Consider the following 16223-nt stretch of genomic DNA (forward strand, 5'->3'; position numbering starts at 1 on the left):
CCTCCACACCTACAACCACCACCGCTGCCACACCGCACTCGACGGACACCCACCCATCACCCGAGTCAACAACCCTGCAGGTCAATACACCTAGGCCGCGGCGTCCCGTCGCAGGAGGGCCTCGACGGCTTCGTCGGGGCCCTGCTCCTTTGTGCCGGGACGGCGCGGCGGGGTGGACAGGGCGCGCGCGGCGGCGCAGGACGCCAGCAGCTCCCCCATCGAGACGTGGTCCCGGCCGGGTCCCGCTTCGGCTCCTGCTCCCGCGCGCTGTGGCGTGGCCATGCATGCCTCCCGTAGGTTAGGTACACCTAACCAGCTCGTGCATCCATGTGACCACGGCACGTACGACCCACGCAATATCTTCCCGACACGTTGTCGGAAGCTCCTACGATCAGACGTACGCGCCGCCCCGCGTCACGCGTTCAGCCGAGGTCGAGGTCCTCTCCGGCCCAGCGCGAGCCGATCCCGCGCAGCACGACCGTGCGCCGGTCGTCGTCGGTGTCGCCGGTGACGCGGTGGATGAGGACGTGCAGCCGGTCGTCGGTCAACTCCTCGACCTTCCCGTCACCCCACTCCACGACCACCACGGACTCGGGCAGCGAGACGTCCAGGTCGAGGTCCTCCATCTCGTCGAGACCGCCGCCGAGGCGGTACGCGTCGACGTGCACCAGGGCGGGACCGCCGACCAGGGACGGGTGGACGCGGGCGATGACGAAGGTCGGGGAGGTGACGGCGCCCCGCACGCCGAGGCCCTCGCCGAGGCCGCGGGTCAGGGTGGTCTTCCCGGCGCCGAGCTCGCCGGTGAGCATGACGAGGTCGCCGGGCCGAAGGATTTTCGCGAGCCGGCGGCCGAGGTCCCCCATCTGCTCGGGGGAGTCGATGGCGAGGGTGGCGCCGGAGACGGGCGGGTGCGCTGCTTCCATACCCGCCAACCTAACTCTTGCGGGCGTCGCTCCTCACCGTCGCGGGCCCCTGCCCGAGAACGGCGCCCGCGCGGACGAGCAGGTCGGCGAGGCGGTCGGTGACGGCCTCGGGGTGTTCCAGCATGACCAGGTGGCCGCCGTCCGGGACGATGACCAGCTCCGCGTCCGGGAGGAGACCGGCGATGGCCTCGGTGTGCGAACTGGGGGTGACGAGGTCGTTGTCCCCGGCGAGCGCGAGCACCGGCATGTCCGCGAAGACGGCGAGGGCGGCGGCCTTGTCGTGCTCGGCGAAGGCCGGGTAGAACTCCGCGACCACGTCGATCGGGGTCGCCTCGATCATCCGCTCCGCGAAGCGGGCCACCGCCGGGTCCACGTCCTTCGAGGAGAACGAGTACTTCTTGATCAGCCCGGCGAACAGGTCGGCGGTCGCCCGTCGCCCCCGCTCGACCAGCTCCGCCTGCGAGCCGAGCGCCCGGAGCACACCCGGCAGGACCCGCCGGACGGCGTTGACGCCGGCGAGCGGCAGCCCGTACGACACCTCGCCGAGCTTCCCGGTGGAGGTGCCGACGAAGGCGGCGCCCACCACCCGGTCGCGGACGAACTCCGGGTACTGATCGGCCAGCGCCATCATCGTCATGCCGCCCATCGAGTGCCCGACCAGCACGAGCGGGCCCTCGGGCGCGGCGACGTCGAGGACGGCCTTGAGGTCGCGGCCGAGGCGGTCGATGGAGACGGGCACCGCGTCGGGCCCGGACTGGGCGACGCCGTGGCCGGAGCGGCCGTGGCTGCGCTGGTCCCAGTGGACGGTACGGACGAGACCGCGGAGCGCGGCGCGCTGGAAGTGCCAGGAGTCCTGGTTGAGGCAGTAGCCGTGGCTGAAGACGACGGTGAAGGGCGCGGGCCGCTTGCGCCCGAAGAGCCGCCGCAGCCGCCCGTCGGAGCCGGCCGGGGCGCCGACGCCCACGCCGTCCACCTCCTCCACCTCGTCGACCTCGTAGTACAGAACGGTCGAGTCGTCGGCGAGCGCGCGGCCCGAGGTGCCGCGGAGGCTGCCGTAGGGCCCCGTGGCGTCCAGGGCGAGCCGCGCCTTCTGCCGGACGGAGCGGCCGACGGTGAGCCGCTCGACGGCGACCCCGGCGGCCGCGCCGGCGGCGAGAACGCCTATCGCGGCCCCGGCGAAGCCGGCCCGCCGCCAGTTGTTGGTGCCGCTGGACTCGCCCACGCCGTGCCCCCTCGTTCGGTTACTCGCCCAGATAGACGCGCGGGACGCGCGCCCCGATCCGGGTGACGATCTCGTACGCGATGGTGTCGGCGGCCACCGCCCAGTCCTCGGCGGTCGGCTCGCCCCGGTCGCCTGGGCCGAAGAGCACCGCCTCGGTGCCCGGCTCGGGCGTGTCCCCGCCGAGGTCGACGACGAACTGGTCCATGGCGACGCGCCCGGCGACCGTCCGGACGGTGCCGTCGACGAGGACGCGGCCGCGGCCCGAGGCGTGCCGGGGGACGCCGTCGGCGTACCCGAGGGGCACAAGACCGAGCGTGGTCTCCTCGCCGGTGACGTAGTGGTGGCCGTAGCTCACGCCGTGCCCGGCGGGGACGTGCTTGACCAGGGCGACGCTCGCCTTCAGCGACATGACGGGCCGCAGGCCCAGCTCGGCGGAGGTGCCGAGCTCGGGGCTGGGCGAGATGCCGTAGAGGGCGATGCCGGTCCTGACCAGGTCGAAATGGGCCTCGGGGAGGGTGAGGGTGGCCGGCGAGTTCGCGATGTGCCGGACCTCGGGCCGGACGCCCGCCTCCTCCGCGTGGGCGAGCATCGACCGGAAGACGTCGAGCTGCGCGGCGATGGAGGGGTGGTGGGGCTCGTCGGCGCACGCGAGGTGCGACCAGAGCCCGGTCACCTTCACGAGACCGTCGGCCTCCGCCTTGAGGGCGGCCCCGACCAGCTCGGGCCAGTCGGCGGGCTGACAGCCGTTGCGCCCGAGCCCGGTGTCGGCCTTGAGCTGGATCCGGGCGGTCCTCCCGACGGCCTTCGCGGCGGCGACGACCTCCTCCAGCGCCCACATCCCGCTCACGGACATGTCGAGACCGGCCTCGATGCCCTGGTCCCAGGGGTCGCCCGGGGTCCAGAGCCAGCACATGACGGGGACGCCGGTGATCCCGGCGGCGCGCAGGGCGAGCGCCTCGTGCGGGGTGGCCGTACCGAGCCAGTCCGCGCCCGCGTCGAGGGCGGCGCGGGCACAGCGCACGGCGCCGTGCCCGTACGCGTCGGCCTTGACCACGGCCATGATCCGGACGTGGGGGTCGACGCGGGCGCGCAGCGTGCGGACGTTCGCACGCAGCGCGCCGAGGTCGATCTCGGCGCGGGCTCTGCGGGGCGGAGGTGTCTCAGTCATCGCGCCCAGTCTCTCAGGTGTCAGCGACCGGGCCGCTTACCCCAGATGTAGACCCGGTCACCCTTGCGGAGGACGTCCCAGAGTTTCCGGGCGTTGGCGTGGCTCAGATTGACGCAGCCCCGGCTGCCGGTGGGCGTGGCGATCTGCCCGTAGACGGCGTGGAAGGCCTGGCCGCCGCTGAAGAACTGGGAGAAGGGCATCGGGGTGTTGTAGATGGAGGACCAGTGGTCCTTGTGGCGCCAGTAGACGGAGTGCCAGCCGGTCCGGGTCGCGTACCCGGGGCGTCCGCTCCTGATGTTGACCACCGGGAAGGTGACCTTCTTGTCCTTCCGCACCCACATCAGCTGCCGGTCGAGGTCGACGCAGGCGACGGCGTACTTCTTGACGGGGCAGCGCCGCCCCGGGTCGAGGCTCTTCCGCGCGGCGAGCAGCTCGGCCCGGGCCCAGGTGACGGGCCCGGCGTACCCGTTGGCGGGCTTGATCTTCTCCCGCACCTGGAACGCCTTGATCGCCCGGCAGTCGGCTGCCGACTGCCACCCGTCCACGGTCAGCTTCAGCAGCCGCTCGACCAGCCGCTGATGGCTCCCGGTGGTGGCGGTGCAGGCGGCCCCGACGACGCTGCGCGGCAGGTACTCGACCAACTCGTCGACGTCCCCCTCCGGCTCGGGCACGGGAACGCCCCCCTCGGACCGCAGAGGAGGCAGCACCTGATCGGGCGTGTCCATCGGATACTCGGCCCGCCCACCCCCGACGACCCCGGGCACGAGGGGGTCGTCGGCCCCGGCAGGCGACACCTCGGCACCCGCCGGGGCCGGGCCGGACCCGGTCGTTTCGGCAGCGGACCCCGGCAGGCCGGCAGCGGACCCCGGCGGGCCGGCAGCGGACCCGGGCAGGCCGACGGCGGACCCCGGCAGGCTGGCAGCGGACCCGGGCGGGCCGGCGGCGGACGGAACGGTCCCTGCCGCGACGGGCTCGGGCGCATCGGCGAGGGCCGCCGTCGGTCCGAAGGCCAGGACGGCGGCAAGGCCGAGCAGCAACGGCGCGGTACGGCTTCTTCGGCAAGTGATCACCCACCCACCCAATCCGCGCCGAGCGTTCCCAGCGCGCCGGGTCCCACGGGCGGACCAACGGGTTCGCCCGAGTGGAGGCCGCCGGGGCGCCGCGGAGCGGGCGCTGGGGGCTGGGGGCTGGGGCGGAAGCCCCCGGAGACGCGCCGCGGGGCGGACACGGGGGGCGGGGAGTGCCCAGGAGACGCGCCGCGAAGCGGGCGCGGAGGCCTGCCGGAGGCCGGCGCGCCGCGAAGCGGGCGCGGAGGCCTGCCGGAGGCCGGGGCTCCGCCTCGGGCGGGGCCGGGGGCCCGCCGGGCCGGAGCCCCCGGAGACGCGCCGCGGAGCGGGCGCGACGGCGCTCGGAGGCCGGGGCGGAGCCCCGGAGGCGGCTCGTCCCCGCGCACGGGCCGCGGTGCCGGTGCGGTGCAGGAGCCGGGGAGCCGGGGTCCGCAGGACCCGGGGCCCGGGGGGCGGAAGCCCCCGGGAGACCGGTCGCTCCACCAGCCCCCGGCAGGGTTTCGGGAAGGGGCGGGGTGGGGGAGATCCGCCGCCCGGCCTACCGCGCCGGCGCCACCACGTCCTGCCAGGCCCCCCGCAGGGACTCCGCCACCTCGGCCGCCGTCACCGGACCGGCACCGACGCCGCCCCGCCCCGCCGCCGCCCGCCGTGCCGCCAGGCCGTGCAGGTACGCGGCGGCCGAGGCCGCTTCCACCGCGGGGAGCCCCGCCGCGAGGAGGGAGCCCGCCAGGCCCGAGAGGACGTCCCCGCTGCCGGCCGTCGCGAGCCACGGCGTACCGGTCGGATTGACCCGTACGGGCCCGCCCTCCGGCCCGCACACCAGCGTCGTCGACCCCTTGAGCAGCACCGTCGCCCCGAAGCGCCCCGCCAGCTCCCGTACCGCCGCGAGCCGCCCGGCCTCCACCTCCTCGCGGGAGACGCCCAGCAGCGCCGCCGCCTCCCCCGCGTGCGGGGTGAGCAGGGTCGGGGCGGGGCGGCGGGCCCGTACGGCCGCCGGGTCGAGGCCGCGGAGGCCGTCGGCGTCGACGAGGACCGGCACGTCGGAGGCGAGGACCTCCGCGACGGCGACGCCGGGCCCGGGCCCGTCGCCGAGCCCGGGTCCGACGACCCAGGCCTGGACGCGCCCGGCCTTCTCGGGGCGCCCGGAGTGCACGAGGGTCTCGGGGTGCCGCGCGAGCACCGCGTCCCCGGCGGGCCCGACGTACCGCACGGCGCCCGCCCCGCCCCGCAGCGCCCCGGACACCGCGAGGACCGCCGCGCCCGGGTAGCGGGCGGATCCGGCGACGACGCCGAGGACCCCGCGCCGGTACTTGTCGCTCTCGGCCCCCGGCACGGGCAGCAGCCGTGCGACGTCCTCGTGCTGGAGGGCCTCCAGCTCCGGGACCCCGGGGAGGTACGGGTCGAGGCCGATGCCGACGAACCGCAGCGCGCCCGCGTACTCCCGCGCCGGGTCGACGAGCAGCCCCGGCTTGTACGCCCCGAAGGTCACCGTGACATCGGCCCGGAGCGCCTCCCCCGACACCTCGCCCGTGTCGGCGTCGACGCCGCTGGGCAGGTCGACGGCGACGACGACGGCGTTCGAGCCGCGCGCGGCCCGGGCGACGGGGACGGCGTCGGGCCGGAGCCCGCCCTGCCCGCCGATGCCGGTGATGCCGTCGAGGACGAGGTCGGCGGCGGCGAGCGCCTCGAAGGGGTCGTCGGTGGTCCGCCCGCCGGCCGCCCGGAGCGCCGCGAGCCCGCCCTCGTGGGCCCGGGTCCCGAGCGGTACGGCCGTGACCCCGGCGCCCCGGCGGGCGAGCCGGGCGCCCGCGTACAGCGCGTCACCGCCGTTGTCGCCGCTGCCGACGAGCAGCACGACCCTCGCCCCGTACACCCGTGGCAGCAACCCGGCGCAGGCGGCGGCGAGTCCGGCGGCGGCGCGCTGCATGAGGGCGCCTTCCGGCAGGCGGGCCTGGAGTGCGGCCTCGGCGGCCCGGACGGTCTCCACACGATGAGCGGTACGCATGGTCAGCAGTCTGCCGCAGTCCCCAAGCCGCTGCCCGGGGACGAGGGTTGACGCCCCCTCATCGATCAACTTAGGTTTGCCTTACCTAACTAGCCACCGCCTGGAAAGGCAGCTTCGCCATGCGCACCAGCCCCCGCACCCGCGGCACCCGCACCCTCGCCCGTACCGCCCTCACCCTCGCCTCCGCCGCCGCGCTCACCGTCGGCCTCGCCTCCGCCGCCTCCGCCGCCACCGCGAACCGCACGGTCACGGACGGCACCCGCACCTACAACCTCTCCCTCACCGCCCCGAACACCGCCCCCGCGACGGGCGCCAACGTCACCGTCACCGGCTCCGGCTACAACCCCGACCAGGGCGTCTACGTGGGCCTCTGCGCGATACCGGCGGGGGTGAACACCTCCGACCCGGCCACCTGGAACAACAAGCCCACCCCCTGCCTCGGCGGCCAGGACAAGACCGGCACGACCGGCGCCTCCCACTGGGTGAACAGCGACTGGTACTGGATGTCCCCCTCCAACTCCTCCCCGTTCACGGAGTCCGGCGGCCTCGGCTCCTTCTCCGTCCAGATCCACGTCAAGGCGCAGCTCTCCTCCACCGTCACCTGCGGCAAGTCCGGCGTGACCTGCGCAATCGTCACTCGCGCGGACCACTTCGACAGCTCCGACCGGAAGTACGACGTGTACGTCCCGGTGACCTTCCAGTGAGAACACCTCTCCTGACGGCCGCCGCCGTGCTCGCGCTCACGAGCACGGCGGCGACGCCGGCACCGCTCCACGAGAACCTCCGCACGCTCACCCCGCCCTCCGGCAGCGCCCTCGACGCCGAGGTCGACCCGGCCGCCGACCGCCTCTACGTGAGCAGCAGCGACGGCACGGCCCACCGCCTCACGGTCTGGTCCACCGCCACCGGCGAACCCGTCGGCGAGCCCGTCGTCCTCCCGGCCCCGGCCACGGTGCTGGCCCTCGGCGCCTCCGGCACGCTCTACCTCGGCCTCTCCACCCGGATCGCCGCCTACGACACCACGAGCGGCACCCTCACCGACCACCGCATCACGACCGACGGCAGCGTCACGCAGCTCGCCGCCGACCCGGGACAGGGACGGCTGTACGTCGGCAACCAGGCCGCCAAGTCGGTGACGGTGTACGACACGGCCACCGGCGCGCCCGTCGGCGAGCCCGTCGTCCTGCCCTTCCACCCGGCCGGCCTCGCCGTCGACACCACCCACCACGCGGGGTACGCGACCTACGTCGGCGGCGCCGTCGAGAACGGCTCCGTGGTCTACCGCAACGTCCTCAACACCGTCGACGGCACCACCGGCCGCCTCACGGGTGCGGTCAGCCTGGGCTCCACGGCCCTCGGCAGCATGGGGGTGACGGTCGACCCGGTGGGCCGTACGGGGTACGTGGCCAACCTCGCCGCCGGCACGGTCTCGGTCGTCGACCTGCGGGAGCAGAAGGTCACCGGCACCCTCGCCGTCGACGGCAACCCGAAGGCCCTCGCGTACGACCCCGGGACCTCGACCCTCTACGCGGCACGGACCGGCGCCTCGTCCGTGGCGGTCGTCGACCCGGCGAAGGGCGAGGTGACGGAGACGATCACGACGGGCGAACGCCCGGCGGCACTGGCCCTGGACCCGACGGACCACACGCTCTACACGGTGGCGGGCGGGGCGGTGACCCAGACGGTACGGAAGACCCCGCCGGACCCGACCCCGACCGCCCCCACTCCCCCGGACCCGACGGACCCGACCCCCACGGCGACGGCCACGGAACCGACGACCGGACCGACCGATCCCCCCACCCAGGACCCGACGGAACCCCCCACACCGACCTCGACACCCACGGCACCCACCGACCCGACGCCGAGCGCCCCGCCCACCGACCCGACCCCGACGGACTCGACCGCCCCGGAAGCCGTCACGGAGGAGACCACCCAAGGCGGGGGCACCACAGGAACAACAGGAACCACGGAAGCCACCGGAACCACAGGCACCACAGGCACCACAGGCACCACCACAGCCGGCGGCACCGACCCCCGCACCCCCAACCACCCCGCCCCCACCGGCGGTCTCGCCCCCACCGGCGGTCTCGCCGCCACCGGCGGCCGTGCCCTCCCCGTCGCCCTCACCGCCGCGGCGCTCACCGCCCTCGGCGGAGCGGCCCTGGTCCTGACCCGCCGCCGGGCGGCTCGGGCCGCGCGGGCGACCTAGGGGGTGTCCGTAAACTCCCGCCTGGCCCGCCCTGCGGGCAGACGACGCTACTTTCCGGACACCCTCAGGGCGCCCCCTGGACGCGCACCGCACGCGACCCGCCGCCGGCCCTGGCAGCCGTGCGCACACGGCCAGGGGCCCGACCGCCCACCGGCGGCCGGGCCCCTGGTCCGTACGGGCGCCGCAAGGGCGCGCTGCTCACCCCTCCGCGATCACCACCGCCGAGGCCACCCCCGCGTCATGGCTCAGCGAGACGTGCCAGTGCTTGACGCCCAGATCCGCCGCCCGCGCCGCCACCGTCCCGCGTACCCGCAGCCGCGGCTGACCGGTCTCCTCGACGTACACCTCGGCGTCCGTCCAGAGCAGGCCGCCCGGCGCGCCGAGCGCCTTCGCGAGCGCCTCCTTCGCGGCGAACCGCACCGCGAGCGAGGCCACCCCGCGCCGCTCGCCGCTCGGGAGCAGCAGCTCCCGCTCGACGAAGAGACGCTTGAGCAGCCCCGGTGTGCGCTCGATCGACGCGGCGAAGCGGTCGATCTCCGCCACGTCGATCCCCACCCCAATGATCATTTCCCACTCACTCCACGGTCACGGACTTGGCCAGGTTGCGCGGCTGGTCGACCTCGTTGCCCCGCGCGGTGGCGAGCTCGCAGGCGAAGACCTGGAGCGGCACCGTGGAGACCAGCGGCTGGAGCAGCGTAGGCGTCGCCGGGATCCGGATGAGGTGGTCGGCGTACGGGACGACCGCCTCGTCGCCCTCCTCGGCGATCACGATGGTCCGCGCACCGCGCGCCCGGATCTCCTGGATGTTGGAGACGATCTTGTCGTGGAGGACGGAGCGTGCCTTGGGCGAGGGCACCACGACGACGACCGGCAGGTCCTCCTCGATGAGCGCGATCGGCCCGTGCTTGAGCTCTCCGGCGGCGAAGCCCTCGGCGTGCATGTACGCGAGCTCCTTGAGTTTCAGCGCGCCCTCCAGGGCCACCGGGTAGCCGACGTGCCGGCCGAGGAAGAGGACGGTGTCCTTGTCGGCGAGGGAGCGGGCGAGGGCCCGGACGGGCTCCATCGTCTCCAGGACCCGCTCGACCTCGTCGCCGATCCGCGCGAGCTCGCGGACGACGGCGTGGATCTCGTCGCCCCACTTGGTGCCGCGCACCTGACCGAGATACAGCGCCAGCAGGTAACAGGCGACCAGCTGCGTCAGGAAGGCCTTCGTCGAGGCGACGGCGACCTCGGGTCCGGCATGGGTGTACAGCACGGCGTCGGACTCGCGCGGGATCGTCGACCCGTTCGTGTTGCAGACGGCGAGCACCTTGGCACCCTGCTCACGGGCGTGCCGCAGGGCCATCAGCGTGTCCATGGTCTCGCCGGACTGCGAGATCGCGATCACCAGGGTCTTCTGGCCGAGGATCGGGTCCCGGTAGCGGAACTCGCTGGCGAGCTCGACCTCGCAGGGGATGCGGGTCCAGTGCTCGATGGCGTACTTGGCGATGAGCCCGGCGTGGAAGGCGGTGCCGCAGGCGATGATGACGACCTTGTCGGCCTCGCGGAGCACGGCGTCGGGGATGCGCACCTCGTCGAGGGTGAGCCGGCCGGAGCCGTCGATCCGCCCGAGGAGGGTGTCGGCGACGGCCTTGGGCTGCTCGGCGATCTCCTTGAGCATGAAGGAGGCGTAGCCGCCCTTCTCGGCGGCGGAGGCGTCCCAGTCGACGTGGTAGGCCCGTACGTCGGCGGGGGCGCCGTCGAAGTCGGTGACGGTGACGCCGTCCCTGGTGAGCTCGACGACCTGGTCCTGGCCGAGTTCGATCGCCGAGCGGGTGTGGGCGATGAAGGCGGAGACGTCGGAGGCGAGGAAGTTCTCGCCCTCGCCGACGCCGACGACGAGCGGGGAGTTCCGGCGGGCGCCGACGACGACGTCGGGCTGGTCGGCGTGGACGGCGACCAGGGTGAAGGCCCCGTCGAGTCGGCGGCAGACGAGCCGCATGGCCTCGGCGAGGTCCCCGGCGGAGGAGAACTCCTCGGCGAGGAGGTGGGCGACGACCTCGGTGTCGGTCTCGGAGGCGAGGTCGTGCCCGCGGTCGGCCAGCTCCTCCCTGAGGACGGCGAAGTTCTCGATGATGCCGTTGTGGACGACGGCGACGCGCCCGGCGTTGTCGAGATGGGGGTGGGCGTTGACGTCGGTCGGCCCGCCGTGGGTGGCCCAGCGGGTGTGTCCGATGCCGACGGAGCCGCCGGCCAGCGGCCGGTCCACGAGCTCCTTCTCCAGGTTGACGAGCTTGCCCGCCTTCTTGGCCGCGGCGAGTCCCCCGTCGGAGAGCACCGCGACACCGGCCGAGTCGTAGCCCCGGTATTCGAGCCGCTTCAGGCCCGCGACCACCACATCAAGTGCCGACTGCCCGCCGGCGTATCCCACGATTCCGCACATGTCGGAAGCCTAGGGCGGAACGTGCCGGGAAGGGAGGAGTCGACCGGGTTCGGCGGCTGCGCGTCGGCAGCCGCCGGACCCGGGGCCCGCCGGCCCGGCAGGCCACAGGCCCCGGGCACCGGGCCCCGGGCCCCGGGGACCGGGGACCGGGATCAGCCGAGCTTCGCCGCCTGCGCGTCGACGATGGCCTTCGGCAGGGCCTTGACCGTGCCGCCGAAGCTGAGCGTGGAGAAGGAGGCCAGGGTGCCGCCCTGGCGGAAGACGACCACCTTGGTGACGAACGGCTTCCCGTCCAGGTCGGTGGTGACCGTCCAGGCGAGCGCCTCCTCGCCCGCGGTCACCGTCTCCGGCGCGACCTCGGAGATCTTCGTCTTCTCGCCGCCGCCGATGAGGGTGAAGCCGCCCGCGCAGTCGGTGCCGGCCGTCTTCAGCGAGGCGAAGGCCTCCTGGGCGCCCTGGCCGTCGTACGAGCCGAGGGTCACGCCCGTCACGGGCGCCGCCAGCGCGCCCAGGGCGTCCTCCGGCGAGGCCGTCGCGCCCTCGGTCTTCGGCACCTCGATGGCCTTGCGGGTCGCGGTGGCGCCCGGCTTTCCGGGGGCGACGTACGACATGACGTCGGCGAGCGGCTTGCAGGCCGGCTTGTCGGTGGAGACCGCGGCGGACAGGGGGATCTCCCCGGCCTTGGCCTTCTGCACCTGGTGGCCGGGCAGGTCGGCCTGCTCGACGATCAGCTTCTCCAGCTCGGCGGCGGACAGCGCGTCGGCCGCGGGCGCGCTCGTGGCCGAGGCGCCGGGAGTGGCGTCCTTGCCGGAGTCCTTGCCCTGGTCGCCGCTCTTCTCCCCGCCACCGCAGGCGGTGACGAGCAGCGCGAGGGAGACCGCGCTGACGGCGACGGCGGCGGTTCTCATGGACGTACGCATGTGTGGTGTCCTTCTGCTTCTCTTCGCGTTCTCCACCTCCTGACGGGCGGCACGAGCATGATCACCCTCCGCCGGTGGCCGGACAAGGTCTTTTTATGGCGTGACCGACCCCACGGCCCACGGAGCCCCGCGACCCAGGACAATGGCGGGGTGATCACTTCGCCGCCACGAAGCACCGACGGAGACGCCCCCGGGGACAGCGCCGGAGACGTTCCCGGGCCGGACCCCGCCCCGGGGACCCCCCGGAACGGAGCCGGCAGCCGCCGCCCGTCCGAGGCGACCCCGTACGTCGACTTCACCCGGGCGGAGTGGAGCGACCTCCGCGACAAGACGCCGCTCCCCCTCACCGCCGACGAGGTCGAGCGGCTCCGCGGCCTGGGGGACGTGATCGACCTCGACGAGGTACGGGACGTCTACCTCCCGCTCTCCCGGCTGCTCAACCTCTACGTGCAGGCCACCAGCGGCCTCCGCGGCGCCCTCAACACCTTCCTCGGCGAGAGCGCGGAGCAGCGCGGCACGCCCTTCGTCATAGGGGTCGCCGGTTCGGTCGCCGTCGGCAAGTCGACGGTCTCCCGGCTCCTCCAGGCCCTCCTGGCCCGCTGGCCGGAGCACCCGCGCGTGGAGCTGGTGACCACGGACGCCTTCCTCTACCCGATGGAGGAGCTGAAGGCGCGCGGCCTCATGGCCCGCAAGGGCTTCCCCGAGTCGTACGACCGCCGGGCGCTCACCCGGTTCGTCGCGGACATCAAGGCGGGCAAGGAGGAGGTCACGGCCCCGGTCTACTCGCACCTGATCTACGACCGCGTGCCCGGCGAGCGGCTCGTCGTCCGCCGCCCCGACATCCTCATCGTGGAGGGGCTGAACGTCCTCCAGCCGGCCCTGCCCGGCAAGGACGGCCGGACCCGCGTCGGCCTCGCCGACTACTTCGACTTCTCGGTGTACGTGGACGCGCGGCCGGAGGACATCGAGCGCTGGTACCTCAACCGCTTCCGCAAGCTCCGCGACACCGCGTTCCAGGACCCCGACTCGTACTTCCAGCGGTACACCCGGGTCTCCGAGGAGGAGGCCCTCGACTACGCCCGCACCATGTGGCGGACCATCAACAAGGTGAACCTGCTGGAGAACGTGGCCCCGACGCGCGGCCGCGCGACGCTCGTGGTCCGCAAGGGCCCGGACCACAAGGTGCAGAAGCTGAGCCTCCGCAAGCTCTGACCTCCGTAAGCTCGGGGCATGCTGCATCTGCGGATGATCGTCCCGTCGGACCGCACCACGGCCGCCGTCGAGCTGATCCGGTCGACGGTCGGCACCACGCACCTCGTGGTACTGCCGGGCGTGGCCAGGGACCCCGTCGGCGACCTGGTCCTGTGCGACGCGGCCCGTGAGTCGGCGGACGAACTGCTGCACGGACTGCGCGACATGAGGATCGATCAGGACGGGTCGATCGCGGTGGAGAACGTCGACCTGTCGCTGTCCACGCGGGCGGACACGGCCGAGGACGAGGCTCCCGGCGAGGGCGCGGACGCCGTGATCTGGGAGCAGCTGGCGGAGGCGACCCACGAGGAGTCGACGCTCTCCTTCACCTACCTCTCCTTCATGGGCCTCGCGACGATGATCGCGGCCTGCGGTGTCGTCCTGGACAACGCGATCCTGATCGTGGGCGCCATGGCGGTCGGCCCGGAGTTCGGCCCGCTCGCCGGGGTGTGCACCGCGATCGTGCAGCGGGCGCCGCGGCTCGCGGCCCGCTCGCTGACGGCGCTGCTCATCGGTTTCCTGACGGCGATGCTGGCGACGACCCTGTTCAGCCTGCTCATGGACGGGCTGGGCCTGTTCACCGACTCGATGCTGGACGGGGAGCGTCCGCAGACCAGCTTCATCTGGCAGCCGGACCCGTTCTCGTTCGTGGTGGCCCTGCTGGCGGGCGCGGCCGGCACCCTCTCGCTGACCTCGTCCAAGTCGGGTGCCCTGGTGGGGGTGGCGATCTCGGTGACGACGGTCCCGGCGGCGGCGAACGCGGCGGTGGCACTGAGCTACGGCGAGTTCGCCCAGATGTGGGGGTCGACGGGCCAGCTGCTGCTCAACCTGCTGGGGATCATGCTGGCGGGTACGGCGACCCTGTCCCTCCAGAAGCGACTGTGGCGGACCCAGCGCGGACGCCTCAAGCGCCGGCTCCGACGGGGCTGACCCTGTTCGGCAGGGGTGAGGCGGGCCCCCGCACGCCCGAGGGCCCGCCGCACCGGAATCGGTGCGGCGGGCCCTCGGGCTTCTGCATGACGGTGCCTCAGAAAGCTTAGCCGAGCGCGGACTTCACGACGTCGGCGAGACGCTGCGCGACCGCGCGGGCCTGCTCGATGTCGGCGGCCTCGACCATGACGCGGACGAGCGGCTCGGTGCCGGAGGGGCGCAGCAGGACGCGGCCGGTGGAGCCCAGCTCGCGCTCGGCCTCGGTGACGGCCGCGGCGAGCTCGCCGGAGGTGTCCACCCGCGACTTGTCGACGTCCTTGACGTTGATGAGGATCTGCGGCAGGCGCTCCATCACACCGGCGAGGTCCGCCAGGGACTTGCCGGTGGCGGCGACGCGGGCGGCCAGCATCAGGCCGGTGAGGGTGCCGTCGCCGGTGGTGGCGTGGTCGAGCACGATGACGTGCCCGGACTGCTCGCCGCCGAGCGCGTAGCCGTTCTCCTTCATGGACTCCAGGACGTAGCGGTCGCCGACCGCGGTCTGGACGAGGTTCAGGCCCTCGCGCTCCATGGCGAGCTTGAAGCCCAGGTTGGACATGACGGTCGCGACGACGGTGTCGCCGCGCAGCGTCCCGGCCTCGCGCATGGCGAGGGAGAGCACGGCGAGGATCTGGTCGCCGTCGACCTCGTTGCCCGCGGCGTCCACGGCGAGGCAGCGGTCGGCGTCGCCGTCGTGCGCGATGCCGAGGTCGGCGCCGTGCTCGACCACGGCGGCGCGGAGCAGCCCCAGGTGGGTGGAGCCGCAGCCGTCGTTGATGTTGAGGCCGTCCGGCTCGGCGCCGATGGTGACGACCTGGGCGCCGGCCCGGGTGAAGGCCTCGGGCGAGACGTGGGCGGCGGCGCCGTGGGCCTCGTCGAGGACGACCTTGAGGCCGTCGAGACGGTTGGGGAGGACGGCGAGGAGGTGGGAGACGTACGTCTCGAAGCCCTCTTCGTAGTCGCGGACCCGGCCGACGCCGGCACCGGTCGGGCGCGCCCAGGGAGCGCCGGTGCGGTGCTCCTCGTACACGGCCTCGATCTTGTCCTCGAGCTCGTCGGCGAGCTTGTGGCCGCCTCGGGCGAAGAACTTGATGCCGTTGTCGGGCATCGCGTTGTGGCTGGCGGAGAGCATCACGCCGAGGTCGGCGCCGAGGACGCCGGTGAGGTGGGCCACGGCGGGGGTGGGGAGGACGCCGACGCGCAGGACGTCGACACCGGCGCTGGCGAGACCCGCCACGACGGCCGCCTCCAGGAACTCTCCCGACGCGCGCGGGTCCCGTCCGACCACGGCGGTCGGCCGGTGGCCCTCGAAGGTGCCCGCCTCGGCCAGCACGTGCGCCGCCGCGACCGAGAGGCCGAGCGCGAGCTCCGCCGTCAGGTCCGCGTTGGCGACACCGCGTACGCCGTCCGTGCCGAAGAGTCGTCCCACAGCTGTCCTCCGAGAAATACGTGCCCAAGCCGACGAAAGAAGAAAAAGGGTTATGAAAAAACGTACGCCCCGACGGCACGGGCAGTGCCGCCGGGGCGTACGCAACAGTCCGAGCAGGCGTGATTAACGCTTGCTGTACTGCGGGGCCTTACGGGCCTTCTTGAGACCGGCCTTCTTGCGCTCGACCGCACGGTCGTCGCGGGAGAGGAAGCCGGCCTTCTTCAGCGCCGGGCGGTTGTTCTCGACGTCCGCCTCGTTCAGCGCACGGGCCACACCGAGGCGCAGGGCGCCGGCCTGGCCGGAGACACCGCCACCCGCGATGCGGGCGATGACGTCGTAGCGGTTGTCGAGCTCGAGCACCTTGAAGGGCTCGTTGACTTCCTGCTGGTGCACCTTGTTGGGGAAGTAGTCCTCAAGGGTGCGACCGTTGATCTTCCACTTGCCGGTGCCCGGAACGATCCGGACGCGGGCGATGGCGTTCTTGCGACGGCCCAGGCCGGCGGCCGGCTGCGGGTCGCCGAAGCGGGACGCGAGCGACTCGGAGGTGTACTCACCCTCGACGAGCTCGGTCTCGGTGGTGTACTCCTCGACGCCCTCGAACTCGTCGACGGGGGTCTCGGGGGTGGTCTCGGCCACGATGC

At 73.7% G+C, this 16223-nt stretch carries 15 protein-coding genes; 4 read left to right on the top strand and 11 right to left on the bottom strand.

What is annotated here, in order from left to right; translation table 11 throughout:
- Window positions 1-90: 90 nt before the first annotated feature.
- From ACF08F_RS11255 to ACF08F_RS11280, 6 genes are all read right to left on the bottom strand, one after another.
- Window positions 91-282, bottom strand: a complete 192-nt coding sequence (locus ACF08F_RS11255) for a hypothetical protein (RefSeq protein WP_392298269.1) — start codon at window positions 280-282, stop codon at window positions 91-93.
- 140 nt (window positions 283-422) lie between these two features.
- Complete coding sequence (tsaE, locus tag ACF08F_RS11260; RefSeq protein ID WP_392298270.1) at window positions 423-923, bottom strand: tRNA (adenosine(37)-N6)-threonylcarbamoyltransferase complex ATPase subunit type 1 TsaE; 501 nt, start codon at window positions 921-923, stop codon at window positions 423-425.
- Between the two features lie 10 nt (window positions 924-933).
- Complete coding sequence (locus ACF08F_RS11265; RefSeq protein ID WP_392298271.1) at window positions 934-2145, bottom strand: alpha/beta fold hydrolase; 1212 nt, start codon at window positions 2143-2145, stop codon at window positions 934-936.
- Window positions 2146-2164: 19 nt separating this feature from the next.
- A complete protein-coding gene (gene alr / locus ACF08F_RS11270; protein WP_392298272.1) occupies window positions 2165-3313 on the bottom strand; it encodes an alanine racemase in 1149 nt (382 codons plus the stop codon).
- 20 nt (window positions 3314-3333) lie between these two features.
- Window positions 3334-3984 (bottom strand): L,D-transpeptidase family protein, encoded by a 651-nt coding sequence (locus ACF08F_RS11275; protein ID WP_392298273.1) that lies wholly within the window; start codon window positions 3982-3984, stop codon window positions 3334-3336.
- Between the two features lie 934 nt (window positions 3985-4918).
- On the bottom strand, window positions 4919-6385 hold the full coding sequence (locus ACF08F_RS11280) for an NAD(P)H-hydrate dehydratase (RefSeq protein WP_392298274.1): 1467 nt from the start codon (window positions 6383-6385) through the stop codon (window positions 4919-4921).
- 119 nt (window positions 6386-6504) lie between these two features.
- On the opposite strand from ACF08F_RS11280, the gene ACF08F_RS11285 reads away from it, so the two are divergent.
- Entirely contained in the window at window positions 6505-7089 is a 585-nt protein-coding gene (locus tag ACF08F_RS11285) for a hypothetical protein (protein ID WP_392298275.1), read from the top strand.
- Window positions 7086-8594, top strand: coding sequence for a hypothetical protein (locus tag ACF08F_RS11290; protein ID WP_392298276.1), 1509 nt, complete (start codon window positions 7086-7088; stop codon window positions 8592-8594). Before ACF08F_RS11285 ends, ACF08F_RS11290 begins: the two co-directional genes overlap by 4 nt.
- Before the next feature lie 198 nt (window positions 8595-8792).
- Here the strand turns inward: ACF08F_RS11290 and ACF08F_RS11295 are convergent, their stop codons facing one another.
- From ACF08F_RS11295 to ACF08F_RS11305, 3 genes are all read right to left on the bottom strand, one after another.
- The gene (locus ACF08F_RS11295) at window positions 8793-9161 is read right to left on the bottom strand and encodes a holo-ACP synthase (RefSeq protein ID WP_392298277.1); all 369 of its coding nucleotides are present in this window, start codon (window positions 9159-9161) and stop codon (window positions 8793-8795) included.
- A 7-nt stretch (window positions 9162-9168) separates the two neighbouring features.
- Window positions 9169-11016, bottom strand: coding sequence for a glutamine--fructose-6-phosphate transaminase (isomerizing) (glmS, locus tag ACF08F_RS11300; RefSeq protein WP_392298278.1), 1848 nt, complete (start codon window positions 11014-11016; stop codon window positions 9169-9171).
- Window positions 11017-11168: 152 nt separating this feature from the next.
- On the bottom strand, window positions 11169-11936 hold the full coding sequence (locus ACF08F_RS11305) for a hypothetical protein (protein WP_392298279.1): 768 nt from the start codon (window positions 11934-11936) through the stop codon (window positions 11169-11171).
- Window positions 11937-12086: 150 nt separating this feature from the next.
- On the opposite strand from ACF08F_RS11305, the gene coaA reads away from it, so the two are divergent.
- Window positions 12087-13148 (top strand): type I pantothenate kinase, encoded by a 1062-nt coding sequence (coaA, locus tag ACF08F_RS11310; RefSeq protein ID WP_392298280.1) that lies wholly within the window; start codon window positions 12087-12089, stop codon window positions 13146-13148.
- 18 nt (window positions 13149-13166) lie between these two features.
- A complete protein-coding gene (locus ACF08F_RS11315; protein WP_392298281.1) occupies window positions 13167-14117 on the top strand; it encodes a DUF389 domain-containing protein in 951 nt (316 codons plus the stop codon).
- A 106-nt stretch (window positions 14118-14223) separates the two neighbouring features.
- Here the strand turns inward: ACF08F_RS11315 and glmM are convergent, their stop codons facing one another.
- Entirely contained in the window at window positions 14224-15582 is a 1359-nt protein-coding gene (gene glmM / locus ACF08F_RS11320) for a phosphoglucosamine mutase (protein ID WP_392298282.1), read from the bottom strand.
- A gap of 123 nt (window positions 15583-15705) precedes the next feature.
- Complete coding sequence (gene rpsI / locus ACF08F_RS11325) at window positions 15706-16218, bottom strand: 30S ribosomal protein S9 (protein ID WP_015035601.1); 513 nt, start codon at window positions 16216-16218, stop codon at window positions 15706-15708.
- Window positions 16219-16223: the final 5 nt, after the last annotated feature.

It is taken from the genome of Streptomyces sp. NPDC015130, assembly GCF_043080005.1.
Taxonomy (GTDB): domain Bacteria; phylum Actinomycetota; class Actinomycetes; order Streptomycetales; family Streptomycetaceae; genus Streptomyces.